Source organism: Pseudomonas sp. CC6-YY-74, from assembly GCF_002025205.1.
GTDB lineage: Bacteria > Pseudomonadota > Gammaproteobacteria > Pseudomonadales > Pseudomonadaceae > Aquipseudomonas > Aquipseudomonas paeninsulae.
This window is the reverse complement of sequence record NZ_CP019947.1, coordinates 1208687-1233403: the sequence shown is the minus strand read 5'-3', so window position 1 is coordinate 1233403 and position 24717 is coordinate 1208687. Positions and strand designations below refer to the sequence as shown.

Sequence of the window (24717 nt, the reverse complement as noted above, 5' to 3'; positions counted from 1 at the left end):
CATTGGTCTCCCTAATTATTCATCCACACGGACTTCACGGAACATGCCCATTTCCATGTGCAACAGCAGGTGACAGTGGTAGGCCCAACGCCCTAGCGCGTCTGCCGTAACCCGGTAGCTGCGCTTCGAGCCTGGCGGCATGTCGATGGTGTGCTTGCGCACCATGAAATTGCCGTTCTCATCTTCCAGGTCGCTCCACATGCCATGCAGGTGAATCGGGTGAGTCATCATGGTGTCGTTGACCAGGGTGATGCGCAGACGCTCGCCGTACTTGAGCCGCACAGGCTCCGAGCTGGAGAACTCGATGCCGTCGAACGACCAGGAGAACTTCTCCATGTGCCCGGTCAGGTGCAGTTCGATGGTACGGCCAGGCTCGCGCCCGTCCGGATCGGCGAACGTGCTCCTGAGGTCGGCATAGGTCAGCACCCGACGACCGTTGTCGCGCAAGCCTATGCCCGGATCATTCAATTTATGGGTTGGCATCATGGTCTGCATATCGACCAGCGGGTTGTTGGTCTCGGACGCCGGGTGCGCTTGCATCTGGCCGCTCATTCCAGCCATACCAGCCATGCCAGCCATCTTGCTGTGGTCCATCCCGGCCATGTCGCCCATGCCAGCCATCTTGCTGTGGTCCATACCGGCCATGTCGCCCATGCCAGCCATCTTGCTGTGATCCATCCCGGCCATGTCGCCCATGCCGGCCATCTTGCTGTGGTCCATGCCGGCCATGTCGTCCGTGCCAGCCATCTTGCTGTGGTCCATGCCGGCCATGTCGTCCATGCCAGCCATCTTGCTGTGATCCATGCCGGCCATGTCGCCCATGCTGCCGTGGTCCATGCCCATGTCGCCCATGCTGATCAACGGCCGCGGATCGAGTTCAGGCACAGGCGCGCTCACCCCTTCACGCACGGCCAGGGTGCCGCGGGCATAGCCGGTGCGGTCCATGGACTGGGCGAAAATGGTGTAAGCCTCGGCGCTGGATGTTTCAACGATCACGTCATAGGTTTCCGCCACGGCGATGCGCAATTCGTCGACGCTGACCGGCTCCACGTACTGGCCGTCGGCGGCCACCACGGTCATCTTCAGGCCGGGGATGCGCACGTCGAAATAGCTCATGGCCGAGCCGTTGATGAAGCGCAGACGCAGCTTCTCGCCCGGCTTGAAGATACCGGTCCAGTTGCCGTTGGGCGCCTGGCCGTTCATCAGGTAGGTGTAGGTGTGAGCGCTGACGTCGGCGAGATCGGTGGGGCTCATCTTCATCTCGGCCCACATCTTGCGGTCGGCCACGGTTGCAGCCCAACCCTGCTCACTGACGTCGTCGATGAAGTCACCGACGGTGCGCTTGTGGAAGTTGTAGTAGTCCGACTGCTTCTTCAGCTTGGCCATGACACGCGAAGGGGCTTCGTCGGTCCAGTCGCTCAGCATCACCACATAATCGCGGTCGTACTGAAATGACTCCGGCTCCTTGGCATCGATCACGATCGGCCCATAGACCCCGACCTGCTCCTGCAGGCCCGAGTGACTGTGATACCAGTAGGTGCCGTTCTGCTGCACCTTGAATCTGTACTCGTACATGCCATCGGGCGCGATGCCGTGGAAGCTCAGGCCCGGCACACCGTCCATGTTGGCCGGCAGGATGATCCCGTGCCAGTGGATCGAGGTGTCTTGGTCCAGGCGATTTCTAACCCGCAGGGTCACGGTATCGCCCTCGCGCCACCGCAGCAGTGGCCCAGGCAGGCTGCCGTTGATGGTCATGGCGGTACGTGGCGAACCGGTGATATTCACCGGGGTTTCGCCTATGAACAGTTCAAAATCGGTGCCACTGAGAACGTTCGGCTGGCCTGGGCTGACGACTGCCCAAGCTGGGGCTCGCCACAGGCCTAGACCTGCGAGTATGCCGCAGGCGGTCAGGCCCTTGACGAATGTTCGCCTCGAATTTTTGGATTGCATGCCGTTTATGTCCAATCGATCAAAGGAAATCAGTGCTGAATAGCCAGCGCGCAGACTTGCGGGTTAGGAGGCTCGCCCAGAAAGATGGCGCGCCCCGCTCCGTCCCAGCCACAACTTGGTTAAATGCGCACGGCCAGCGAGCCTAGAAACTGCCACATTTAAACCGTCAGGGTGATTACATTTCTGTCAGCTTGGACACGCCCTGCAAAGATCAGCAGCTGACGTGGTCTGTCATCTTGGCTTTGCTTTTGCTCAAGGGCGCTTGACTCTTCTGCGTCTGGGCAACTTGCTCGACTGGTGACGACGCTTGCTGAGCTTGCTCGATGCGGGTAAGGGTGCGCTCGGCACCACCTTCGGCCATAGCCAAAGAGGAAAGGCTCAGAGCGGCGACTACGAAGAGAGTTTTCATGGCTTTCATATGGGTATCCTCAAGTACGATTTAGTTAGCCCATCGACGCCACATCTCGACGTAGCGCTTAGGGCGGAGCTTCAAACTCGAAGTAACCTTAACTGGCAGGCCCTGTCAGAAAGCTGAGGTGGGCATTACAGTTCTGTCAGATTGCTCTTGCCGTGCGGCTCGCTCTCACGCGCTTGCTTAAGTGCCATGGGCTTGGTGCGAGACAGGCAGCACGGTCCCCACGCCGCTAAAGTTCGTTCAGACGGGCGCTGAATACAGCGGACTAAATCGATGAGCGCAAAGCTGCACATGTCCTCAGACGCTGATCTTGGCGAGGTAGCCCGCAGACTCATGCCCACCAGCAATAAAGCGACCTACCTGACATGCCTTATGGCTGGGCACCCTGCTCCAGTTGTTCCAGGGCGCGAGCGAGGCTCGCGCGGGACAATTCACCGAGATGGCTGCCTACTTGGCGGCCATCGGCGTCGTAGAACAACGTAGTGGGCAGAGCCATGGAGCCGACGTGCTGGCCGAGCCGTCCGTCGCTGTCGAGCAGGACGTTTTGCAGGTCCAGCCTGCCGGCATCGAGGAAGCGGCGGATTTCGCCCTCGCCCTCGCCCTGATTGACGAACAGAAAGGTCAGTGCCTGTTCCCTGGCCTGAGCCTCGGCCAACACCGGCATTTCTCGCCGACAGGGTGGACACCAGGTCGCCCAGAGGTTGATCACCAGCGGTTTGCCCAGATAATCCTGTAGCGCTACTGGAGCGCCGCGACTATCGCGCAGTGCCAGTTCGGGCAGACGTGTGCCTTGCTCGAGGGCATGCCAAGCGAGATTGCCCAAGCCCCAACTCAGCATGCCGACCGCCAGCGCCACGCCAAGCGGCTTGCGCAATCCACGGTCGCGCCAGGCCTGCCAACTGCCCAGCAACAAGGCCGCGATCAAGCCGGGCCAGGCGATGAAGCCGCCGTCGCGAATGTCCAGCACTCGCCAGAGCTCGCCCTGATAGTGCTCGAAATAACCCACCACGAAGGCCAGACGCGCCACTAACAGGGCGACCAGCAGCAACCGGAACACCTGCTGTTCGGGGTTGCGTGCGCTGGCCCGACCGACCCACCAGCCGCTCAGCGTCGCCAGCAGCAGGCTGCCGATCAGCAGTAGATGAGGGACGCCCAGGGTCAGCGGCCCCAGATTGACGGTTAGCATCAACGATACTCCGGGTTGCCCAGCACACGCTTGGCGGTGCCGAAGCGCGATGCCAGATTGAAGCCTGGTTTTGTGGTTGTTGAACAGCGCGGGCCTGATCGACTGACACACCGCCGCAACTCAGAGCTTGTTGAGTTACTGGCGATGCTCATGCGGGGTTTTGCAGAACCCCTGAGCTGGCACATCGAGAGCGCTATTGAATTTGCTCGACAAGTTCTGGAATGCAATAAGCCCAGTCAACTCAACGATACCGTCCTGGTCAAAGAAACGGCTTAACTTCAGCATCAGCTCATCAGTGACTGTCGATCCGAATACGTGATGGCTTCAGCATATTCCAGCACCACCTTTTCCTTATCGTCAAACAGCTCACTCGCCCTCCACTGCGAGAGCTGCTCAACCTTTTCCGTAGATCCCGAGCGTTTTGCAAGCGTGGCTGAATTGAGATCAACACAGAAGTTGCACCCATTGATCTGTGATACTCGCACCGTAACCAATGAGCGCAAAATCGGGCTCAGTGGAGAGTTCTTTCTGTCCAGCACACCATAAAGTACCGCCACCGCCCCGAACAATCTTGGAACGCGTGCCCACAGCAACCCTGGCTGCAGGATCGCGCCATATTTCCTTTTTTGATTCCAGAAAAATGGCCGCAAAATCCACGGATAGTCGCTCAATTTTTGAGCTGAAACTCTCACGCGGCACCTCAAAATAAGCCCAGGCTTTAGTTCAGCCAACTGGTTGTGCGCTTATCGCGAAAACAACCTCTGCCTGCATGCCCACAAACACCCGGAAGCATCCGTTCAATCGCGTGAGCTCCCGCGCGCTCGGCTTGTTGGCCACTCTGAGAATGCCAGAAAATACAGCAGTATGAGGTTGACGATCGGCACGATCATCAGCAGCCCCAACCACTGTGAGTACCCTGCCTTCCGAAAAATGAAGCTAAACGGCAGGATAATTAGCACTGCAAATACCAGCATCATCAATGGCCCAAATGGCCACATCGTAGTGTCATGCATCATCCGTCTCCGATAGGTTGTTTATATATCTGTTGAGTTCAGTCCCATTTTCAGCCGATTACCACCCGCCGCAGACGCAGCGCATTGAACACCACCGAGGCCGAACTCACGCTCATGGCCAGCGCCGCGATCATCGGTGACAGCAAGAGGCCGGTCAGTGGATACAACAGTCCGGCGGCGAGCGGAATGCCCATCGCGTTGTACAGGAAGGCAAACCCCAGGTTCTGGCGCATATTCCTCACCGTGGCGACTGACAAGGCTCGCGCACGGAGAATGCCCATCAAGTCACCCTTGACCAGGGTCACCTGAGCACTGTTCATCGCCACATCGGTGCCGGTACCCATGGCGATGCCGATGTCGGATCGCGCCAGGGCCGGGGCATCGTTGATGCCATCCCCCGCCATTGCGACGCGTCGGCCCCGGGCCTGCAAGTCGGCGACCAAACGTTCCTTGTCCTGTGGTTTGACTTCGCCATGCACCTCGTCGATGCCCAGTTGCTTGGCTACAGCCCGTGCGGTGGTGAGGCCATCGCCAGTCGCCATGATGACGTTCACATGCTCGGCTTGCAGCTTGGACACGGCCTCTTGGGAGGTCGCTTTGATCGGGTCAGACACCGCCAGCAGCCCGGCCAGCACGCCATCGGCTGCCAGGTAGATGATGCTGATACCCTCGAGGCGGAGCTGTTCGGCGCGGCTTTTCAGCGGCGTGATATCCACCCCGGCATCCTCCATCAGGGCGGTATTGCCCAACTGTAGTGCTGCGCCGTCTACCTGACCGCTCACCCCAATACCGGAGGCGGACTCGAATGAGTCCGGCTTGCTCAACTCAAGCCCTTGGGCACGGGCATGGTCGACGATGGCATGTGCCAGAGGGTGTTCGCTGCCTTGATCGAGACTGGCGGCCAGGCGCAGCAGCTCTACTGAGTCGAACTGGGCAGTCGCCTCCGCGCTATGGAAAACCGGCCGTCCCTCGGTCAGGGTGCCGGTCTTGTCGACGATCAGCGTGTCGATCTTGCAGAGGTTCTCGATGGCGCTGGCATCCCGGAACAGCACGCCGCTGCTGGCGGCCTTTCCGGTAGACACCATGATCGACATGGGTGTGGCCAGGCCAAGGGCGCAGGGACAGGCGATGATCAATACGGCCACCGCATTGATCAGGCCGAACACCCAACCGGGCTCAGGCCCGAACAACCCCCAAGCGAAGAAGGTCAATACCGCGATCGCGATGACGCCCACCACGAAATACCCGGCGATCACATCGGCCATGCGCTGCATGGGCGCTTTCGAACGCTGTGCGCGCACCACCATCTGCACAATCTGCGACAGCGTGGTCTCACTGCCGACCTTCTCCGCACTCATAATCAGACTGCCGTGCGTATTGAGGGTGGCACCGATGAGCGTATCGCCCGCCCTCTTCATCACCGGCACAGGCTCACCCGTCAGCATGGATTCATCGACGGCGCTCTCCCCCTCCAGCACGCTGCCATCGACCGGCACCTTCTCGCCCGGGCGGACCCGCAGATGGTCGCCCTGATGGACGTGGGTAAGGGGGATGTCCTCCTCCTGGCCATCCGCATTGATCCGCCGGGCCGTCTTCGGCGCCAGCCCAAGCAGCGACTTGATCGCCGCAGAGGTCTGCGAGCGCGCTTTGAGTTCGAGCATTTGCCCCAGCAGGGTCAGGGAAATGATGACCGCGGCGGCCTCGAAGTAGACGCCAATGCGCCCGTCCTGCATGAAGGTCTGCGGGAATAGCTGCGGGAACAGGGTTGCCACCACGCTGTACAGATAGGCCGCCGATGTGCCGAGGCCGATCAGGGTCCACATGTTCGGGCTGCGCTGACGTACGGAGGCCACGCCGCGAACAAAGAAAGGCCAGCCAGCCCATAGGGTCACGGGTGTGGCGATGACCAGCTCGACCCAGTTTTGCGTCGTCCCATGAAAAATCTGCAACGCATGACCGGCCATCGCCAGTACCGTCACGATCACCGTCAGCGGCAGCGTCCACCAGAAGCGCCGGGAAAAATTCTTGAGTTCTGGGTTTTCCTCCTCATCCAGTGCGGGCATGACCGGCTCCAGCGCCATGCCGCACTTGGGGCAGGTGCCAGGACCGGGCTGGCGGATTTCCGGATGCATGGGGCAGGTGTACTCAGCCGCCTCCGCTATCGGCTCAAGCGTCTCATGAGGCGCATGCCCTGCATGCTCAGCCGCGGGCTGAAGCCCGACGTAGGACTGCGGCTGAGCACGAAACTTGTCCTGACACTTCTGGCTGCAGAATCGATAGGTCTGCCCTTCGTACTGTTCGCGTAGTTGACTGTCGCTGCTGACAGTCATGCCGCACACCGGATCCGTCAGTCCCCCCTGTTGCGCTTCACCAGGCTTGGAGTGAGCGGGATCGTGGTGGCTCGCAGAGCTGTGCATAAGCTATTTCCTTGTATCGTCCATGGAGTCATCTGTGGCGTCACGGTGCGCCGCATGGCCGCCGTGCTTATGCCCAAACAGGTGCATCAAAGGGCACAGCAGCAGAATCAGGTAAGGCAGGTAGGGCAACGCCTGAGAGGCATGGTAGTAGTGCTCGCGCAGCAGATAGAACGCGCCGATAACCAGCAACATGATCAGTGCGACAGCGGCCTTGCTGCGCCAGAAGGATGGCGAGGGATCAGTCGGGTTATGCCAATGGCTCATGACTGTATCTCCTTGGTTTATCCACTCGGGCTCTGCTCAGTTCTATACAGGTGAGGGTAGACAACGCCCGTCCCGATGTATTGATACTCATCAAGCTGACGTCACTTGGCCTTAATCTGACCATCCCTCTCAGACTGAATAGTGAGCGGATCGTTGCAGGCGAATTCACCACGGCACTCCGGCCACCGCCCAGCCCCATGCTTCGGTGGCGCCGATCTCGACTAGAACCTTGTTCGCAGCGCCTGCTGACGCAACGCCGAGCGAGTGGCCTGTTCGGCTAGTTGCTTAACTCACGTGCGGAAGGCAGAGGCGCTGAGGCAAGGCACTGCAACGGGTCATAGCGGGCTATGGCGAGGAGCGGCAACTCGGTATCAGAAGCTCAGAAAGCATAATTGACGCATTGAACTCGCCGCACTGGGCACTGGGCACTGCACCGAAAAATACGGCGCCCTAAAGCGCCGTCAGGCCAAAGGAGCAATCAGGGAAGGCCTCGAAAATGGAGAAGTCTATTGGTGAAGGTCGAGCATCATTAACCTGCGTGCATGCGGCAACGGGCTAAGTAGAGGGATCGCAGCTGATCGTGCGGCGCCATTCGGGTCTGCTGGTGCTTGGTGCTCAGGGTCTTACCCTAAACACCTTTGCCTGACAGCGACCTGAAGCGCGGATTACATTTCTGTCAGCCGCTGGTTGGTTCGGGGTTTTCACTGCACACTCGGGCCGACATTCGCTTGAGCAAAAACCCATGAGACTTTTGGTCGCCGAGGATGAGCCGAAAACCGGCACCTACTTACAGCTGGGGCTCAGAGAGGCAGGGTTCAACGTCGACCGGGTTACCACCGGCACGGATGCGCTGCAGCATGCATTGAGTGAGGCGTACGACTTATTGATCCTCGACGTCATGATGCCGGGTCTGGATGGCTGGGAAGTGCTGCGCAGGGTGCGCGCGGCGGGCAAGGATGTTCCGGTGCTATTTCTCACCGCCCGCGACCGGGTGGAAGACCGGGTCAAAGGGCTCGAGCTGGGCGCGGACGATTACCTGATCAAACCCTTCGCGTTTTCCGAGCTGCTCGCACGGGTCAGAACCCTCTTGCGTCGCGGCAACAACACGCCCACCCAGACCCACCTGAAAATTGCGGATCTTGATGTCGACCTCCTCAAACGCAGGGTCATTCGGGCGGGCACACGCATTGACCTGACCGCCAAGGAGTTCGCGCTCTTGGAATTGCTGCTGCGCCGGCGCGGCGAGGTGCTGCCGAAGTCGCTGATCGCCTCGCAAGTCTGGGACATGAACTTCGATAGCGACACCAACGTCATCGAGGTGGCCATCCGGCGTTTGCGCGCGAAAATCGATGATGACTTCGAGCCCAAGCTTATCCACACCGCTCGCGGCATGGGCTACGTGCTGGACGCCCCGGAGAGCAAATGAGGCGCCTATCCCTGACCACACGCCTGAGCCTGATGTTCATGCTCGCAGTGACTGGCGTACTGATCGTTGCTGGGCTCAGCTTTAATCGTCTCAGCCAGCATCATTTCGAATCCCTTGATCGGCAAGAGCTGCTGGAAAAGGCCCACGCGGTCCAGAGCATTCTCGGAAAACTGCAGAGTCTCGATAACTTTGCGGCACTGAAACCCCAGCTGGGTGCCTTGCTCGGTGCCCACAGAGACCTGAAAGCGATCATCAAGGACAGCGCCGGACGGGTGCTGTTCGCCGACCCTGGGCCGCTCGATCTTCCGGAGCGCTTCAGCGTCATCGCCAGCAACGTCATCTGGGAGTGGCAGGATCAGCAACAGGTGTTTCGTGGCCTGACCCAGCAGGTAACCGGCCCTGCTCAGGAGCCTCCCCTGACCCTGATGCTGGTGCTCGATGTCACCCCGCACATGGACTTCTTCGACGCACTGGAGCGCTGGTTCGCAATTGGCCTGATCATCAGCGCGCTGGTCAGCGCCGGGCTGGGCTGGGTGATGGCCCGCAGTGGGTTACGCCCTTTGCGTCAGGTCACTGCGGTGGCGACCGCCATGTCAGCCAAGTCGCTCAAAGAACGTATTCCCCTGGCGCCGGTGCCATTAGAACTGCAGCAACTGGTCTCGTCCTTCAACGCCATGCTGTCACGCCTGGACGAGGACTTTGTGCGGCTGTCCAATTTCTCCGCCGACATTGCGCACGAGCTGCGCACGCCCGTCAGCAACCTGATGACCCACACCGAGGTGGTGCTGTCGAGAAAGCGCAATATCGAGGACTACGAGGACAACCTGCACTCGAATCTGGATGATTTGAAACGCATGTCACGGATGATCGATGACATGCTTTTTTTGGCCAAGGCGGACAATGGCTTGATCACTCCAGAACATAAGAAGATTGCCCTTGAGCAGGTCATCGACAAACTGTACGAGTATTACCGCCTGCTGGCAGACGAACATGCTATCGAGCTCAAGCTGATCGGCTCTGGCGAGATTCAGGGTGACGTACTGATGCTCCGCCGCGCCATCTCCAACCTGCTGTCCAATGCCCTTCGCTATACGCCAGAGCGCCATGCCATCACGGTGAATATCAGCCAGACCAGACAATCCACCCGGCTGACCGTGGAGAACCCCGGCGAGGCCATCTCGCCCGAACACCTTGAATGGTTGTTCGACCGCTTCTACCGCGCGGACCCTGCCCGCCGCGAAGGCAGCCCCAGCAATGCAGGCCTCGGTCTGGCCATCACGCGCTCCATCGTCGAGGCGCACCAGGGCAAAATCTGGTGCACCTCATCCAATGGCCAGACCGCATTCCATATGGAATTTCCTCGGTCAGCAGGCTCGACAGCGAAGCAATGACAACAGATGCCCCCAAATACCAGGGGCAAGCTCATATCGAGCACGACACCGCTGAACGTTGACGCGCTTCCTGTGCGCGTGAAAAACGAACCAAAAGCGCTCATTACTCCTTCAGCGCGCCCGCCATTGGCTCAAAACCTCGCCAACAGGCCGACCGCTTAAGCGTTTCGGCTTCAGCGAAGGCTGGGAACGTTATATATATTCAGCATTAACTAACAACCCTATCTAACTGATATATATAGTTTATATATAACCATTCTAGAATCAGTCGAGGTGCCACAACCGCGCCAGACAAGCCGCCCTGCCCATCGCCGCAGCAAACCTGGCAAGCCCTTTGCAGATATCTCCCCAAGACCTAACACCCGTCTTCGGATCGCCAACGGCGGTGATCGAGACGAATAGACAAAGACGTCAAAGGCACCCTGCCCTAGCTGGCCGAGTTGTCCGTTGACGTCTTTTTTCGTTTCCGAGAACTGAGGAATCACCATGCGTAAGGCCACCGCTCGCCGCTCCTTGATGAAAAAGACCCTGACTGGCCTGGGCTGCGTCGCCGTCATGCTGCTCACGCCGCTGAGCATGCAGATCGCCCACGCCGCCAATCCGGAGAAGGACGAACTCAAGCTTGGTTTCATCAAGCTGACTGACATGGCACCACTGGCCATTGCTTACGAAAAAGGCTTCTTCGAGGACGAGGGCTCTACGTCACTCTGGAAGCCCAGGCCAACTGGAAAGTCCTGCTGGACCGGGTGATCACCGGCGAACTGGACGGCGCGCACATGCTCGCCGGCCAACCCCTGGGCGCCACCATCGGCTTCGGCACCAAGGCCGACATCGTCACCGCCTTCTCCATGGACCTCAATGGCAATGGCATCACTATGTCCAACGCCGTCTGGGAGGAAATGAAGAAGCATGTGCCGATGGCAGACGGCAAGCCGGTGCATCCGATCAAGGCCGACGCGCTGCTGCCGGTGATCGAGCAGTACAAGGCCAAGGGCAAGCCCTTCAACCTGGGCATGGTGTTCCCGGTGTCCACCCACAACTATGAGTTGCGCTACTGGCTGGCCGCCGGCGGTATCAACCCAGGCTATTACGCACCGGCCAAGGGCGATATCACTGGCACGCTCAACGCCGACGCCCTGCTCTCGGTGACCCCGCCGCCGCAAATGCCGGCCACCCTCGAAGCCGGCACCATCGACGGCTACAGCGTGGGCGAACCCTGGAACCAGGCGGCCGTATTCAAGGGCATCGGCGTGCCGGTGATCACCGACTACGAAATCTGGAAAAACAACCCGGAAAAAGTGCTCGGCGTGTCAAAAGCCTGGGCCGATGCCAACCCGGAAACCCACAAGCGGCTGGTCAAGGCGCTGATCCGCGCCGGCATGTGGCTGGATGAAAACAACAACGCCAACCGTCAGGAAGCCGTGGAGATCCTCTCGCGTCCTGAGTACGTCGGCGCCGATGCCGAGGTGATCGCCAACTCGATGACCGGCACCTTCGAGTACGAGCAGGGTGACAAGCGCGAGGTCCCGGACTTCAACGTGTTCTTTCGCTATAACGCGACCTACCCTACTACTCCGACGCCATCTGGTACCTGACTCAGATGCGTCGCTGGGGCCAGGTTGGCGAAGCCAAACCGGATAGCTGGTACTTCGATATCGCCAAACAGGTCTACCTGCCGGCGGTGTACCGCAGTGCCGCCAATGAGCTGATCGCCGAAGGCAAAGCCAAGGCCGCAGACTTCCCCGCGGTTGGCGAAGAAGGTTTCCGTGCCCCCACCAACGAGTTCATCGATGGCCTGAGCTACGACGGGCGCAAACCGAACGAGTACATCAACCAGTTCAAGATTGGTCTGAAAGCCGACTCAGTTCTGTAACGCAGCCAATGCCCTGGGGGCCGGACACGCCGGCCCCCTCTGCTCCGAGGACAAGACGATGAGCAACCCCGCCGTCGCCCAGCCCATTCAAGACACCCTGAAATCCGCGCGCAGACTGGCGATCAAACGCTGGTTACCTAGCGTACTGATGCCCATGTTTGGCATCCTCGCCTTTCTGCTGTTCTGGCAGATGGTTGCCAGCAGCATTGATACCAGCCTGGGTAAATTCCCTGGGCCAACCCAGGTGGCCAGCCAGTTCGGCACGCTGATCGATGAACACCTGCGCGAACAGAGGCGCGCCGATGCCTTCTTCGAGCGTCAGGACGTACGCAACGCCGAGAAGCTGGCCAAGGACCCTGAAGCGAATGTCAGCATTCGCCCTTACACCGGCAAGCCGACGTTCTTCAAACAGATCTTCACCAGCCTGTACACGGTGATGACCGGTTTCTTCATCGCCTCGCTGATCGCCATCCCGCTGGGGATTGTCTGCGGCCTGAGCAAGCCGATCTACAACGCCGTCAACCCGCTGATCCAGATCTTCAAACCGGTGTCACCGCTGGCCTGGCTACCGCTGGTGACCATGGTGGTCAGCGCCGTCTACACCAGCAGCGACCCACTGTTTGCTAAATCCTTCGTCACTTCGGCGGTGACCGTGGCGCTGTGCTGCCTGTGGCCGACCGTGATCAACACCACCGTCGGGGTGGCCAATCTGGACAAGGATCTGCAAAACGTCAGCCGTGTGCTCAGTCTGTCGCCTCTCAGCCATGTCCGCCGCATCGTCCTGCCGGCCGCGATCCCGATGATCTTCACCGGCCTGCGCTTGTCCCTGGCCACCGGCTGGATGGTGCTGATCGCCGCTGAAATGCTGGCGCAGAACCCAGGCCTGGGCAAATTCATCTGGGACGAGTTCCAGAACGGCAGCTCCAACTCGCTGGGGCGGATCATGGTCGCGGTGGTGGTCATCGGCCTGCTCGGCTTCGCCCTCGACCGTCTCATGCTCATGCTCCAGCGCTATGTGAGCTGGGACAAGCACGCCGACCTGCGCTAATCGCCACTTCCAGGAGCTCTCCATGAACCATCCACACCTTGAACTGACCGGCGTCGGCATCAGCTTTCCCACCGACAAGGGCCTGTACTGCGCCCTGCAGAACGTCAATCTGAAAATCAACAAGGGCGAGTTCGTGTCCTTGATCGGCCATTCCGGCTGCGGAAAATCGACCGTGCTGAACATCGTCGCCGGCCTCTACCAGGCCAGCACCGGCGGGGTAATCCTCGACAGCCGCGAGGTCAACTCGCCAGGCCCGGAGCGCGCGGTGGTGTTCCAGAACCACAGCCTGCTGCCCTGGCTGAGCTGCTACCAGAACATCGAACTGGCCGTGCGCCAGGTGTTCCAGGGCAAGAAGTCGCGCAGTGAAATGCGCGAATGGATTGAGCACAACCTGGAACTGGTGCACATGAACCACGCGCGCGACAAACGCCCCAGTGAGATTTCCGGCGGCATGAAGCAGCGCATCGGCATCGCCCGCGCACTGGCCATGCAGCCCAAGGTGCTGTTGATGGATGAACCCTTCGGCGCCCTGGATGCCCTGACCCGCGCCCATCTGCAGGACTCGCTGATGGAGATCCACGCGGACCTCGGCAATACGGTGATCATGATCACCCACGACGTCGACGAGGCCGTGCTGCTGTCCGACCGTATCGTCATGATGAGCAACGGCCCGGCGGCCAGTGTCGGCGAGATCCTCCGCGTAGAACTGCCGCGTCCGCGCGAGCGTATCGCTTTGGCACATGACCCGCGCTATCACCAATACCGCGCCGCGGTGCTGGAATTCCTCTACCAGAAGCAACAGCGCCCGGCTGCTTGAGCGGTGCCCCTGTGAACCCGCTGCAACCCACGCACCAGGGCGCGGGTTGCAGCGTTCTTGCCTGTATCCAGGCCAAACGACGCCGCCACTAGCCGTCGATAAATCCTGCTAAGCCAGCCGCACAGGCCCGATCAATCCCCCGGCAGTCTGGTTGAGCAATTCCCGATCCAATTGAACTTACTGCGCTTGAGGCTACCGAACCGAGACCATTCGTATTTTTTCAAGGCCATTAAGGATCAGTCGTGCTTGATCTCACCACCTGGAATCTCTCGATTCCCACCGACCCATCCCCCACAACCATCGAAACCGGGCGCTTGAACAACGGTTATGACAGCCAATATTTTCGCCACAACGACGACGGCAGCGTCACGTTCTGGGTACCGGTTGATGGCTCGCATACCGCTGACGCCCGCTACCCGCGCAGCGAGCTGCGTGAAACCCAGGCCGACGGCATCCTGAGCAACTGGTACCACGCCAGTTCCGACAGCTACCTCAGTGCAGTTGTGTCGGTCAATCAGGTGCCGAGTAAGAACAAGGTCGTCATCGGCCAGATCCACAGCACGGACGAACCCGGCAGCGACAATGACCCACTACTCAAGCTGCAATACCACTACCTGCGCGGCGTTGGCCGTCTCGAGTTGTTGCTACGCAACCGCCCCGGTGATTCCGAGGTACAGAACATCCTGCTGGCCGAGAACATCCAGCTCAACGAGCGTTTCAGCTACGATCTGCGCATCACGCCGAGCGGCAAGCTCGGCGTCAGCGTCCAGAGCAGCGATGGTGACCATGGCTCGCTGTATCAGCAACTGAGCGGCTACTGGAGCGTGCAACAGTTGTACTTCAAGGCTGGCGCCTACATTCAGGACAACTACGGTCCGGCCAATGAGGGCGGCCGGGTAACCTTCTACCACTTGAATAGCCTGCATCGCTGATCCGCGGCCACGGGCACGGGCACGGGCAGCCTGCTAGTCGGCGGCGCGTCATTCACCGGGCAAATCATGCAAAATCGGCACAAGCCCACGTACAATCGCGCCGCCTATCCCGCCTATCCCGCCTGCACGAGACCTGCTCATGGCCCGCCTTCAACTCGAGTTCCCGGAAAACCAATTCTGCTACAGCACCCACCTGACCGTCCGCGTGACCGACATCAATGCGGCCAACCACCTGGGCAACGACTCGATGATCTCGATGATTTCAGAGGCACGGGCGCGTTTCTTGTTCGAATTCGGCATTCACGAAACCCACGCAGATGGCACCGGCATAATCGTCACCGACCTCGCCACCACCTACCGCACGGAAGCTCACGCGCGCGATCAATTGCTGTTCGAGGTCGGCGTGATGGATTTCAACAAATACGGCGGCGATATCACCTTCCGGATTACTCGCCCGGCAGACGGCAGCCAGGTGGCGATGGCCAAGTCAGGCTTTGTGTTCTTCAACTACAAAGCAGGCAAGGTGGTGGCGATGCCCGAGTCGTTCAGCGTGCTGTTTCCCGCCGTCAATTGGCTCGAGTAACCGCCGGGCGGCACGCTTGATGCGGTGATACGGGCTAACCGGCTTTGCTTAACCCGCGATCGCGCTCAAGGCCTGTTGCAGATCGCGGCGCAGGTCCTCGACATGTTCAATACCCACCGACAGGCGCACCAGGTTATCGCTGATGCCAAGCTGCGCGCGGCGCTCGGCGGGAATCGAGGCGTGGGTCATTTTCGCCGGTTGGCTGATCAGGCTTTCCACCCCGCCCAGGCTTTCGGCCAGGGTGAACAGCCGGGTGGCTTCGAGAAAACGCCGGGTGCCTGCACCATCGCCGGCCAGGTACAGGCTGATCAGGCCGCCGCTGCCGCGCATCTGCCGCACCGCCAGTTCGTGCTGGGGATGGCTGCTCAGGCCAGGGTAGAGCACCGACGTCACCTGTGGCTGCTGCTCCAGCCAGACGGCCAGCTCAGTGGCGTTGGCGACGTGGCGTTGCAGGCGCAGCGCCAGGGTGCGCATGCCGCGCAGGCAGAGGAAGCTGGAAAACGGATCGAGGATGCTACCCACCGAGTTCTGCAGGAAGGCCAGTTGCTCGGCCAGTTCCGCGCGATCGGCGATAGCCACCAACCCGGCGATTACGTCGGAATGGCCGTTGAGGTACTTGGTCGCCGAGTGCACGACGATGTCGAAACCGTATTCGAGCGGCCGCTGCAGGTAGGGCGAGGCGAAGGTGTTGTCGGCCACCGTGAGGATGCCGCGGGCGCGACCCAACTTGCCGACCTGGGCCAGGTCGCAGAGTTTCAGCGTCGGGTTGGTCGGCGTCTCGACCCAGATCATCTGCGTTTCGGGCCTGAGCGCGGCGGCCAGGGTGGCGGCGTCGGCGTCCGCCGGCACGTAGCTGACCTGCAGGCCGGCGCTGGGCTTGCGCACCCGCTCGAACAGGCGATAGCTGCCGCCGTAAAGGTCGTCCACCGCGACTATGTGACTATTCACCGGGAGCAGTTCCAGCACCGTGGCGCAGGCCGCCAGTCCGGATGCAAAGGCATAGCCGTGGGCGCCTCCCTCCAGCTCGGCAATCGCCCGTTCCAACGCCTGGCGCGTGGGGTTCTGGCTGCGCCCGTATTCGTAGCCGGCGTGCACCCCCGGCGACTGCTGGCGGAAGGTCGAGGTGGCGTAGATCGGCGGCATCACCGCGCCGGTCCAGTCCGGCTCGTAACCGGCGTGCACGCTAAGGGTTTCGAATTCGCTCATGCTGGACTCCCGTATAGGTTATGCCTGCCCACTGCCGGCGCTTCGACCCGTAAGATGGGTTAGCCGCGCAGCGGCGTAACCCATCGTTCCGCCAGCCCTCGCAGGCCTGCAACAGCATAGATATCGCTGCGCTCAACCTACGCGGCCCGGCCCATCCTACGCACTGCCCGGCGGTCGCAAGAACATCGCCCCGGCGCGGGGCTCCTACAGATAAGGCTCAAGCCTGCGACTCTGAGTCAACCGACTAACCGTACCTAACGCAGGGTGCGGCGCCAGAGGTTGAGCACATCGCTCTTGGTGATCAGGCCGAGAAAGCGGCCCTGCTCGACGATCAACGCCACATGGCCCTCGTCGAAGGTCTGCAGCAGGCGCTCCAGCGACACGTCAGGGTCGAGGGTCTGCAGCTTGCTGACCATCGCATCGCGCACCGGCAGCTGGAAATGCGTCGGCGCGTCCTTCACCGCGCGCAGCAGGTCCCACTCGTCAATCAGGCCGACCACGCGGTCGCCGTCCATCACCGGTACCTGGTCGATGTCGTGGAAGCGCATGCGCGCGTAGACCGCCGCCAGGGTTTCGTCGGGCTTGCAGGTGACGGTGCTGCCTTCCTCGTAACGGCGGACGATCAGGTCGCGCAAGTTGCCCTGTTTGGGCCGCTCGATCAGGCCCTGGTCGAGCATCCAGTAGTCGTTGAACATCTTCGACAGGTACTTGTTGCCGCTGTCGCAGACGAATGTCAGCACCCGCTTGGGCGTGGTCTGCTCGCGGCAGTAGCGCAAGGCCGCGGCAAGCAGGGTGCCAGAGGAGGAACCGGCCAGCACGCCCTCCTGCTGCAGCAGTAGCCGCGCGGTGTGCAGGCTCTCGGCGTCGCTGATGCGGTAGGCGCGCTTGACCAGGGCGAAGTCGGCGATGGCCGGGATAAAGTCCTCGCCGATGCCCTCCACCAGCCAGCTACCGGCCTCGCCGAAGTGGCCGGACTCGACGAAGTCGGCCAGCACCGAGCCCTCGGGATCGGCCAGGACCATCTCGATCTGCGGCGCCACCTTTTGAAAGAAATGGGTCAAGCCGCCCAAGGTACCGCCCGAACCCACGCCGACCACCACCGTATCGACACGCTGTTCCATCTGCCGCCAGATTTCCGGGCCGGTGCCGCTCTCATGCGCCCAGGCGTTGGCCGGGTTGTTGAACTGGTCGATGTAGAAGGCACCCGGCATTTGCGCGGCGATGCTGCGCGCCAGATCCTGGTAGTACTCGGGATGGCCCTTGGCGACATCGGAGCGGGTCAGGCGCACCTCCGCGCCGAGCGCCTTGAGGTGGAAGATCTTCTCGCGACTCATCTTATCCGGCACCACCAGGAGCATGTGGTAGCCCTTCTGCGCGGCAACCAAGGCCAGACCCAGGCCGGTGTTGCCGGCGGTGGCTTCGATAATGGTGCCGCCCGGCTGCAACTGGCCGCTGAGCTCCGCGGCCTCGATCATGCTCAGGGCGATGCGGTCCTTGATCGAGCCGCCGGGATTCTGGTTTTCCAGCTTGACGAACAGCTGGCACGGGCCGGTGTCGAGGTGGGTGAGCGGCAAAATCGGGGTGTTGCCGATCATCTCGAGCAAGGGATTGGCGGACATCGTCTTGGCCCTCCGCGACACAGTCGATCGCACTGCCGAGTCGGAATTACGCCTTAACTTATAGGTGCTGCACCGGCAGAGGGCCAATCCACCCGACCGACGACCCTCGCCAGGCACACCTACTGTCGACTTGGGCAGCGCGACTTTTCCTCCCCTATACTTCCCCCAGCGCTTCCCCCAGCGTTGCTCGCTGGCCTGCTAGTTGCTCGCCGGCCTGCTAACAGGACCAGGCGCGACGCGGGAAGAATTGCTGGCCGAATTTATTCGACCTTGCTGTTCGGCAGGATGTTTGTGTAGCCAGTGCGCGACAGGAACAGGATGCAAAACACATGGTATTTGCAATTGTCTTGGTGCTAATCGTTGTGGCATCGGTACTGTTCCATGTACTGAGCCCTTGGCAGGCAACAGCGGCAGCCTCCAACTGGGGTTCGATAGACGCCGCACTGTTTATCACCCTGCTCATCACCGGCATATTCTTCATCGCCGTCACCCTGTTTATGGCGCTTGCGATCGTTCGCTACCGCCATAAAGAAGGGCGCAGAGCGGCCTATCAGCCCGAAAACAAGAAGCTGGAATGGTGGTTAATCGGCGTCACCAGCGTCGGTATCATCGGCCTGCTGGCGCCAGGCCTGGTGGTTTACCACGACTTCGTCCGGGTTCCGCAAGACGCTCACGAACTGGAAGTGGTCGCCCAGCAGTGGCAGTGGTCTTATCGCTTCCCGGGCCAGGACGGCAAGCTGGGCAAGTCGGGGATCAAATGGATCAACAGCGCCAACCCCTTCGGCCTCGACCCCAATGATCCTCTCGGCCAGGACGATGTGCTGATCCGCAACAATGAAGTGCGCCTGCCGCTCGATCAACCGGTGAAAGTACTGCTGCGCTCCAAGGACGTGTTGCACAATTTCTATGTTCCACAGATCCGCAGCAAGATGGACATGGTCCCCGGCATGGTTTCCCACTTCTGGTTCACCCCGACCAAACTCGGCACCTATGAAGTGTTGTGCGCCGAGTACTGCGGCCTGGCCCATTACAATATGCGCGGCCACATGATCATCGAGGAGCCCGCGGCCTTCGACCAGTGGCTGAGCAGCCAGCCGACCTTTGCCCAGACCCTGCGTACCGCCGCCAAACCCAGCCGGGAAACGCTGCTGGAGACAGGCCGCCAGCTGGTGCAAAACCATGGCTGCCTGGCCTGCCATAGCCTGGATGGCAGCGCCAGTCTCGGTCCCGGCTGGAAGGGTCTGTACGGGCGCACCGAGTTGCTGGCCGACGGCAGCAGCGTGAAAGTCGATGAGGCTTACCTGATCGAGTCGATCTCCGCCCCCAAAGCCAAACTGGTCCAGGGCTACCCGCCGGTCATGGTGGCCTACACTTTCAACCAGGATGAATTGGATGCGCTGCTCGCCCTGATCAAATCATTGAGTGGCGCGCCGCCAGATGAACCCCCTGCGGCCGACGTCGATCTGGCGCTGCAGGGCCAACGCCTGGCAGAGACCCACGGTTGCCTGGTCTGCCACAGCGTCGATGGCAAGCTGGGCGTCGGGCCGACCTGGCAGGGCCTGTACGGCAAGACGCAGAGCCTGGCCGACGGCACGTCGGTGATGGTCGACGAGGCCTATCTGCAGGCATCCATTCGCGATCCCGCTGCGGTGATCGCCAAGGGCTTTGCCCCGGTCATGCCGACTATCGACCTGACGGATGACGAGCTGGACGCCTTGATCGCGTTCATCAAGTCCATCGCCGGAAAAACTGACGACACAGCGGAAGCAGTGCCCTAGCCGGCTGTCGGACTTCCCCTCGCGACGGTGGATGGTCAAGTCCGACAGCCGGCCAACCGCCAACATCCACTCAACCCTCACCCGGAGGATGACGTGATGGCCTATGCGGAACAGGTGGAAACAGAAGAGTTACATGAGCCCAAGAGCTTTCTGACCCGTTATATCTGGAGTCAGGACCACAAGGTCATAGCCATTCAATATTCCTTGACGGCTATCTTCGTCGGCCTGATCGCCCTGGTGTTGTCCGGCCTGATGCGCATGCAGCTGGGCTTCCCCGGCAGCATCGAATTCATGGACGCCAGCGCCTATTATCAGGCGATGACCATGCACGGCATGATCATGGTCATCTACCTGCTCACCGCCCTGTTCCTCGGCGGCTTCGGCAACTACCTGATCCCGCTGATGGTCGGGGCCCGGGACATGGTCTTCCCCTACGTCAACATGCTCAGCTACTGGTTCTACCTGCTCTCGGTAGTGGTCTTGCTCGCCAGTTTCTTCGCCCCCGGCGGCCCCACCGGCGCGGGCTGGACGCTCTACCCACCGCAGTCAATCACCCAGGGCACCCCGGGCACCGAATGGGGCATCGTATTGATGCTGGTGTCCCTGGCGATTTTCATCGTTGCCGCCACCATGGGCGGTTTGAACTACGTGACCACGGTGCTGCAGGCGCGCACCCATGGCATGACCCTGATGCGCATGCCGCTTACGGTCTGGGGCATCTTCATGGCCTCGATCCTGGCCTTGCTGGCCTTCCCGGCGTTGCTAGTCAGCGCGGTGATGATGCTGTTCGACAAACTGCTGGGCACCAGTTTCTTCATGCCGGCGATCATCTCGCTGGGTCAGACGCTGGAGCACCAGGGCGGCAGTCCGATTCTGTTCCAGCACCTGTTCTGGTTTTTCGGCCATCCGGAGGTCTATATCGTCGCCCTGCCCGCCTTCGGCCTGGTCTCCGACCTGATCAGCACCCATGCGCGCAAGAATATCTTCGGCTACCGCATGATGGTCTGGGCCATAGTCGCGATTGGCGTGCTCAGCTTCGTGGTCTGGGCACACCACATGTATGTCAGCGGCATGAACCCCTACTTCGGCTTTTTCTTCGCCACCACCACCCTGATCATCGCGGTGCCGACCGCGCTGAAGGTCTACAACTGGGTGCTGACCCTGTGGCAGGGCGACATCCACCTGACCGTGCCCATGCTGTTCGCCCTGGCCTTTATCGTGACCTTTCTGGTCGGTGGCCTGACCGGGTTGTTCCTCGGCAACGTGATCGTCGACATCCCGCTGTCGGACACCTATTTCGTCGTCGCCCACTTCCACATGGTCATGGGCGTTGCGCCGATCCTGGTGGTGTTCGGCGCCATCTACCATTGGTACCCGAAAGTAACCGGGCGGATGATGAATGAGCGCCTGGGCAAGCTGCACTTCTGGATCACCTTCCTCGGCACCTATGCCATCTACTTCCCCATGCACTACCTGGGTTTCCTCGGCATGCCACGGCGCTACTACGCCTATGAGGACTACGCGTTCATTCCGCAGTCGGCGCAGGACCTGAATGCCTTCATCACCGTGGCCGCCCTGATCGTCGGCGTTGCCCAACTGCTGTTGCTGTTCAACCTGTTCTGGAGCCTGTTCAACGGCAAACCCGCTGGCGGCAATCCCTGGCAGGCCACCAGCCTGGAATGGCAAACCCCGCAAACCCCGCCAGTACACGGCAACTGGGGCGCCAAGCTGCCGGTCGTGCACCGCTGGGCCTATGACTACAGCGTGCCCGGGATCGAGCAGGACTTTGTCCCGCAGACGGTGTCCGCCGAGGAACTGCAACGGATGCGCCAGCGCGGCGCCGAGACCACCCCAGCGGATGAACGACCATGAACCGGCTACTGTTGAGGAACACCGACAGCATCGAGCCCAGTGGCGGCTGGAATCCCGACGCAGGGATGCCCAGTCCTGCCGCGATGGATAGTGCACGCACCGCAAGAGTCGGCCTGCGCCTGTTGCTCGCGGTGGTCAGTTCGTTATTCCTGCTGTTCCTGATCGCCTTCATCATCCGCGCGCAAGTACCTGACTGGCAGCCACTGACCGAACCGCTGGCGCCGCTGGCCGACACCCGCGCGCTCTGGCTGAATACCGCCGCGCTGGCAGGCGCCAGCATCGCCCTGCAATGGGCCCGCGTGGCCGCCCGCCGAGGTAATGCGCAGGCGACGCTGGTCGGCTTCGCCTTGGCCGGCGTGCTGGCGATCGCCTTTCTGCTCGGGCAACTCTGGGTCTGGCAGCGGTTCGCCGCCTGGGGCTATTTCGTCGCCAGCAACCCGGCCAACAGCTTCTTCTACCTGCTCACTGGCCTGCACGGCCTGCACCTGCTGGGCGGCCTGGTGGCCTGGGGCAGAACCCTGGGTAAATGCCTGCGGCACGTGCCCCTGGCGCGGCTCGCCAGCAGCGTCGAGCTCTGCGCCATCTACTGGCATTACCTGCTGGGGCTGTGGCTGCTGCTCTTCGCCCTGCTGACCAGCACACCGCAAACCTATGAGGCCATTGCCGCATTCTGCGGCCTGAGGTGAAGCCATGGCAGCGCACTCAGCAACACCCGAAGATCGCCCAGCGCTTGCACCCGATGCATCTGCCGCGGGCTGGCAGGGCATCGCCGGCGACTGGTCGTCGGATAAGGATGCGTTCAAGCAGGTGCCTTGGGGCAAGGCGATGATGTGGATCTTCCTGCTCAGCGACACCTTTATCTTCACCTGCTTCCTGACCGGCTATATGGCGGTGCGCATGACCACCACCGAGCCCTGGCCGAACACCAGCGAAGTCTTCGCCCTGACCATCGCCGGCAACCACATTCCGCTGATCCTGATCGCCATCATGACCTTCGTGCTGATCAGCAGCAGCGGCACCATGGCCATGGCAGTCAACTACGCCTACCGCCGCAACCGCGGCAAGACCGCCGCCCTGATGCTCGCCACCGCCTTCTGCGGCGCGGCCTTCGTCAGCATGCAGGCGTTCGAATGGAGCAAGCTGATAGCCGAAGGCGTACGCCCCTGGGGCAACCCCATGGGCGCGGCGCAATTTGGCGCGAGCTTTTTCATGATCACCGGGTTCCACGGCCTGCACGTATCGATCGGCGTGCTCTACCTGTGCATCATCGCGTGGAAGGTGTTACGCGGGGACTACGAGCGCTCCGGCAACTATCAGAACGTCGAGATAGCCGGGCTGTACTGGCACTTCGTCGATCTGGTGTGGGTGTTTATCTTCGCTTTCTTCTATTTGTGGTAGCACTGCAGAGGAGCACTGGTCATGACGCACACCGGACAACAGCATCCGATCAGCCTGTACCTGAAGATCTGGGGGCTGCTATTCGTCCTCAGCACCTTCTCCTACTTGGTCGATTACTTCCACTTCAGCGGGTATCTCAGGTGGGCGCTGATCATCACCTTCATGCTGCTGAAGGCCGGCTTGATCCTCGCCATCTTCATGCACATGGCCTGGGAGCGCCTGGCCATGGTCTACGCCATTCTCGTGCCGCCCCTGTGCCTGCTGGTGCTGGTGGGGCTCATGGCCAGCGAGGCGGACTATATCTTTCTCAGTCGAGTGCTTTTCTTTGGCCAAGGCATAACCGCGCAGTCACCTTGATGACCCGCGGTTGCTGTAATCACGGCTAGCTAGATCGTTCGTTTGAACTGATGCCATCTGTGCTGCCAGACCACGATCCAGTGCGGGGCTGCCGAACCTATGCCGGCGACCTGCAGCGCAGGATGATGGTTGACCACCTGCTCCAGCACGGCTTCCTGCTCCGGCTCGACATCGACGAAAAAGACGTGTTTGCCTTCTTGTAGATTTTCCTTGAAGCGACGGAATTGGGTATTGGGCACCTGGATACCGAAAAAGCCACCTTCCCAGGTACAGAAACCCAGCAGCACGATCGCCAGGAAGATAAAGGGCACCCAGCCCGCAGCGGTTGCGGTCCACCCCAGTAGATAGGCGCCACCGAGCACCAGTATGGCAAGGACCACACCGACGGCTGCACCAATCTCCCCGGAGTGAACGACATCCTGCTTCATAAAGGAGGGCACATCGTGCAGGTGATGTTGCTCAACATCGGCATCCTTTTCGCTGAGCACATGAATCTGCTCGGTGCTGATGCCCTTGGCCTCCAACTCCTGCTCGACGGCTTCAAGATCGTCGAGATTGTCACTGGTGTAATAGTGCCGATTCATGACGCACCTCCCATCTAGCGTAACGGCCGCCGCCACTGCAAAATCGCGATCACCCGACAATCACAGACTGAGCCCTGCAGAGGTAAACGACATGGCCCTACTTGTCTTGTTCGATCAACTTCAAGTATAGGCGCCGCGACACAAACAACAAATAAACAAAAGTCAAGGCCAATAATAAAAACCCTCGCAAACACTCTGCATAGAGCCCAGATCACGGATTCCGACCATCACTGCGGCGAACGGACTTTCTGACCAATGGATCCGTGCTGACGTGTCCAGAGCACTGGCCGCGGCCCCACCGACCTCAGCGCATGACCTCGCCCCATCTCGGCGCACAAACAAGCATCACGCTCCTTTTTGCATCACAGAAAGGGCCGCGTGCTACCTGCATATCCCGCGCAACCGTTGAGTTTCTGTGTTGGCTCAGCTCTTGCTTAGGCATAGCCATAGGCAGCCAATGGCGGCTGTCCTCATAAACGACAAAGACGTCGCCTCACCCTCGCCCAAGCGCGAACGGTGCCGCGGCGTTTTTTAGTTTCTGCCCCAACGCTTGGGGATGGTGGCTCCTCTGCGATCCAGAGGTTCCGC

General features: G+C 60.8%; 22 protein-coding genes and 1 pseudogene. 14 read left to right on the top strand and 9 right to left on the bottom strand.

Annotated features, from left to right (window positions below; genetic code table 11):
- Nucleotides 1-15: 15 nt before the first annotated feature.
- From B2D37_RS05755 to B2D37_RS05745, 3 genes are all read right to left on the bottom strand, one after another.
- The gene (locus B2D37_RS05755; RefSeq protein ID WP_079201821.1) at nucleotides 16-1950 is read right to left on the bottom strand and encodes a copper resistance system multicopper oxidase; all 1935 of its coding nucleotides are present in this window, start codon (nucleotides 1948-1950) and stop codon (nucleotides 16-18) included.
- 211 nt (nucleotides 1951-2161) lie between these two features.
- Nucleotides 2162-2368, bottom strand: a complete 207-nt coding sequence (locus B2D37_RS05750; RefSeq protein ID WP_079201820.1) for a co-regulatory protein PtrA N-terminal domain-containing protein — start codon at nucleotides 2366-2368, stop codon at nucleotides 2162-2164.
- A gap of 367 nt (nucleotides 2369-2735) precedes the next feature.
- Complete coding sequence (locus tag B2D37_RS05745; RefSeq protein ID WP_079201819.1) at nucleotides 2736-3551, bottom strand: TlpA disulfide reductase family protein; 816 nt, start codon at nucleotides 3549-3551, stop codon at nucleotides 2736-2738.
- Between the two features lie 15 nt (nucleotides 3552-3566).
- Here B2D37_RS05745 and B2D37_RS23405 point away from each other — a divergent pair, with 15 nt between their 5' ends.
- The gene (locus tag B2D37_RS23405) at nucleotides 3567-3827 is read left to right on the top strand and encodes a hypothetical protein (RefSeq protein WP_218190370.1); all 261 of its coding nucleotides are present in this window, start codon (nucleotides 3567-3569) and stop codon (nucleotides 3825-3827) included.
- A gap of 8 nt (nucleotides 3828-3835) precedes the next feature.
- Here the strand turns inward: B2D37_RS23405 and B2D37_RS05740 are convergent, their stop codons facing one another.
- The 3 genes from B2D37_RS05740 to B2D37_RS05725 form a co-directional block, all read right to left on the bottom strand.
- Nucleotides 3836-4243 carry a carboxymuconolactone decarboxylase family protein gene (locus B2D37_RS05740; RefSeq protein WP_218190369.1) on the bottom strand — a complete coding sequence of 136 codons (408 nt, stop codon included), beginning with the start codon at nucleotides 4241-4243 and terminating at the stop codon, nucleotides 3836-3838.
- A 371-nt stretch (nucleotides 4244-4614) separates the two neighbouring features.
- Nucleotides 4615-6981 (bottom strand): heavy metal translocating P-type ATPase, encoded by a 2367-nt coding sequence (locus B2D37_RS05730; RefSeq protein ID WP_079201817.1) that lies wholly within the window; start codon nucleotides 6979-6981, stop codon nucleotides 4615-4617.
- A gap of 3 nt (nucleotides 6982-6984) precedes the next feature.
- Nucleotides 6985-7245 carry a DUF2933 domain-containing protein gene (locus tag B2D37_RS05725; protein WP_079201816.1) on the bottom strand — a complete coding sequence of 87 codons (261 nt, stop codon included), beginning with the start codon at nucleotides 7243-7245 and terminating at the stop codon, nucleotides 6985-6987.
- Nucleotides 7246-7987: 742 nt separating this feature from the next.
- Here B2D37_RS05725 and B2D37_RS05720 point away from each other — a divergent pair.
- The 8 genes and pseudogenes from B2D37_RS05720 to B2D37_RS05690 all read left to right on the top strand — a co-directional run bounded on the left by B2D37_RS05720 (nucleotide 7988) and on the right by B2D37_RS05690 (nucleotide 15315).
- The gene (locus tag B2D37_RS05720) at nucleotides 7988-8671 is read left to right on the top strand and encodes a heavy metal response regulator transcription factor (protein ID WP_079201815.1); all 684 of its coding nucleotides are present in this window, start codon (nucleotides 7988-7990) and stop codon (nucleotides 8669-8671) included.
- The gene (locus B2D37_RS05715) at nucleotides 8668-10062 is read left to right on the top strand and encodes a heavy metal sensor histidine kinase (RefSeq protein ID WP_079201814.1); all 1395 of its coding nucleotides are present in this window, start codon (nucleotides 8668-8670) and stop codon (nucleotides 10060-10062) included. The genes B2D37_RS05720 and B2D37_RS05715 overlap by 4 nt, the downstream gene beginning before the upstream one ends.
- A gap of 486 nt (nucleotides 10063-10548) precedes the next feature.
- A pseudogene (locus tag B2D37_RS05710) lies at nucleotides 10549-11657 on the top strand (CmpA/NrtA family ABC transporter substrate-binding protein).
- Nucleotides 11658-11662: 5 nt separating this feature from the next.
- On the top strand, nucleotides 11663-11935 hold the full coding sequence (locus tag B2D37_RS24075; protein WP_371915427.1) for a hypothetical protein: 273 nt from the start codon (nucleotides 11663-11665) through the stop codon (nucleotides 11933-11935).
- A gap of 58 nt (nucleotides 11936-11993) precedes the next feature.
- Nucleotides 11994-12983, top strand: a complete 990-nt coding sequence (locus B2D37_RS05705; RefSeq protein WP_079201813.1) for an ABC transporter permease — start codon at nucleotides 11994-11996, stop codon at nucleotides 12981-12983.
- Between the two features lie 22 nt (nucleotides 12984-13005).
- Nucleotides 13006-13800, top strand: a complete 795-nt coding sequence (locus tag B2D37_RS05700; protein ID WP_079201812.1) for an ABC transporter ATP-binding protein — start codon at nucleotides 13006-13008, stop codon at nucleotides 13798-13800.
- A 242-nt stretch (nucleotides 13801-14042) separates the two neighbouring features.
- The gene (locus B2D37_RS05695; RefSeq protein ID WP_079201811.1) at nucleotides 14043-14732 is read left to right on the top strand and encodes a polysaccharide lyase family 7 protein; all 690 of its coding nucleotides are present in this window, start codon (nucleotides 14043-14045) and stop codon (nucleotides 14730-14732) included.
- 139 nt (nucleotides 14733-14871) lie between these two features.
- Entirely contained in the window at nucleotides 14872-15315 is a 444-nt protein-coding gene (locus B2D37_RS05690; RefSeq protein ID WP_079201810.1) for a thioesterase family protein, read from the top strand.
- 48 nt (nucleotides 15316-15363) lie between these two features.
- Here the strand turns inward: B2D37_RS05690 and B2D37_RS05685 are convergent, their stop codons facing one another.
- A complete protein-coding gene (locus B2D37_RS05685; RefSeq protein ID WP_079201809.1) occupies nucleotides 15364-16521 on the bottom strand; it encodes a PLP-dependent aspartate aminotransferase family protein in 1158 nt (385 codons plus the stop codon).
- 254 nt (nucleotides 16522-16775) lie between these two features.
- Nucleotides 16776-18140 carry a cystathionine beta-synthase gene (locus B2D37_RS05680; protein ID WP_079201808.1) on the bottom strand — a complete coding sequence of 455 codons (1365 nt, stop codon included), beginning with the start codon at nucleotides 18138-18140 and terminating at the stop codon, nucleotides 16776-16778.
- Between the two features lie 329 nt (nucleotides 18141-18469).
- Here B2D37_RS05680 and B2D37_RS05675 point away from each other — a divergent pair, with 329 nt between their 5' ends.
- From B2D37_RS05675 to B2D37_RS05655, 5 genes are all read left to right on the top strand, one after another.
- Nucleotides 18470-19918: a c-type cytochrome gene (locus tag B2D37_RS05675; RefSeq protein WP_079201807.1), complete on the top strand. Its 1449-nt coding sequence runs from the start codon at nucleotides 18470-18472 to the stop codon at nucleotides 19916-19918.
- A 96-nt stretch (nucleotides 19919-20014) separates the two neighbouring features.
- Nucleotides 20015-21790: a cytochrome c oxidase subunit I gene (gene ctaD, locus B2D37_RS05670; protein ID WP_079201806.1), complete on the top strand. Its 1776-nt coding sequence runs from the start codon at nucleotides 20015-20017 to the stop codon at nucleotides 21788-21790.
- On the top strand, nucleotides 21787-22476 hold the full coding sequence (locus B2D37_RS05665) for a cytochrome c oxidase subunit 3 (RefSeq protein ID WP_079201805.1): 690 nt from the start codon (nucleotides 21787-21789) through the stop codon (nucleotides 22474-22476). The genes ctaD and B2D37_RS05665 overlap by 4 nt, the downstream gene beginning before the upstream one ends.
- 4 nt (nucleotides 22477-22480) lie before the next feature.
- Nucleotides 22481-23188 (top strand): heme-copper oxidase subunit III family protein, encoded by a 708-nt coding sequence (locus B2D37_RS05660; protein ID WP_079201804.1) that lies wholly within the window; start codon nucleotides 22481-22483, stop codon nucleotides 23186-23188.
- 21 nt (nucleotides 23189-23209) lie between these two features.
- A complete protein-coding gene (locus tag B2D37_RS05655) occupies nucleotides 23210-23545 on the top strand; it encodes a cytochrome C oxidase subunit IV family protein (RefSeq protein ID WP_079201803.1) in 336 nt (111 codons plus the stop codon).
- Nucleotides 23546-23574: 29 nt separating this feature from the next.
- On the opposite strand, the gene B2D37_RS05650 is transcribed toward B2D37_RS05655, so the two are convergent.
- The gene (locus tag B2D37_RS05650) at nucleotides 23575-24129 is read right to left on the bottom strand and encodes a magnesium transporter (protein WP_079201802.1); all 555 of its coding nucleotides are present in this window, start codon (nucleotides 24127-24129) and stop codon (nucleotides 23575-23577) included.
- Between the last annotated feature and the right edge of the window lie 588 nt (nucleotides 24130-24717).

Coding starts and splice junctions, on each gene's coding strand:
- B2D37_RS05690 (WP_079201810.1), top strand. CDS start 14,872: ATGGCCCGCCTTCAACTCGAGTTCCCGGAAAACCAATTCTGCTACAGC.
- ctaD (WP_079201806.1), top strand. CDS start 20,015: ATGGCCTATGCGGAACAGGTGGAAACAGAAGAGTTACATGAGCCCAAG.
- B2D37_RS05730 (WP_079201817.1), bottom strand. CDS start 6,981: ATGCACAGCTCTGCGAGCCACCACGATCCCGCTCACTCCAAGCCTGGT.
- B2D37_RS05680 (WP_079201808.1), bottom strand. CDS start 18,140: ATGTCCGCCAATCCCTTGCTCGAGATGATCGGCAACACCCCGATTTTG.
- B2D37_RS05725 (WP_079201816.1), bottom strand. CDS start 7,245: ATGAGCCATTGGCATAACCCGACTGATCCCTCGCCATCCTTCTGGCGC.
- B2D37_RS05755 (WP_079201821.1), bottom strand. CDS start 1,950: ATGCAATCCAAAAATTCGAGGCGAACATTCGTCAAGGGCCTGACCGCC.
- B2D37_RS05705 (WP_079201813.1), top strand. CDS start 11,994: ATGAGCAACCCCGCCGTCGCCCAGCCCATTCAAGACACCCTGAAATCC.
- B2D37_RS05720 (WP_079201815.1), top strand. CDS start 7,988: ATGAGACTTTTGGTCGCCGAGGATGAGCCGAAAACCGGCACCTACTTA.
- B2D37_RS05750 (WP_079201820.1), bottom strand. CDS start 2,368: ATGAAAGCCATGAAAACTCTCTTCGTAGTCGCCGCTCTGAGCCTTTCC.
- B2D37_RS05675 (WP_079201807.1), top strand. CDS start 18,470: ATGGTATTTGCAATTGTCTTGGTGCTAATCGTTGTGGCATCGGTACTG.
- B2D37_RS05700 (WP_079201812.1), top strand. CDS start 13,006: ATGAACCATCCACACCTTGAACTGACCGGCGTCGGCATCAGCTTTCCC.
- B2D37_RS05715 (WP_079201814.1), top strand. CDS start 8,668: ATGAGGCGCCTATCCCTGACCACACGCCTGAGCCTGATGTTCATGCTC.
- B2D37_RS05660 (WP_079201804.1), top strand. CDS start 22,481: ATGGCAGCGCACTCAGCAACACCCGAAGATCGCCCAGCGCTTGCACCC.
- B2D37_RS05655 (WP_079201803.1), top strand. CDS start 23,210: ATGACGCACACCGGACAACAGCATCCGATCAGCCTGTACCTGAAGATC.
- B2D37_RS05650 (WP_079201802.1), bottom strand. CDS start 24,129: ATGAATCGGCACTATTACACCAGTGACAATCTCGACGATCTTGAAGCC.
- B2D37_RS24075 (WP_371915427.1), top strand. CDS start 11,663: ATGCGTCGCTGGGGCCAGGTTGGCGAAGCCAAACCGGATAGCTGGTAC.
- B2D37_RS05745 (WP_079201819.1), bottom strand. CDS start 3,551: ATGCTAACCGTCAATCTGGGGCCGCTGACCCTGGGCGTCCCTCATCTA.
- B2D37_RS05685 (WP_079201809.1), bottom strand. CDS start 16,521: ATGAGCGAATTCGAAACCCTTAGCGTGCACGCCGGTTACGAGCCGGAC.
- B2D37_RS05665 (WP_079201805.1), top strand. CDS start 21,787: ATGAACCGGCTACTGTTGAGGAACACCGACAGCATCGAGCCCAGTGGC.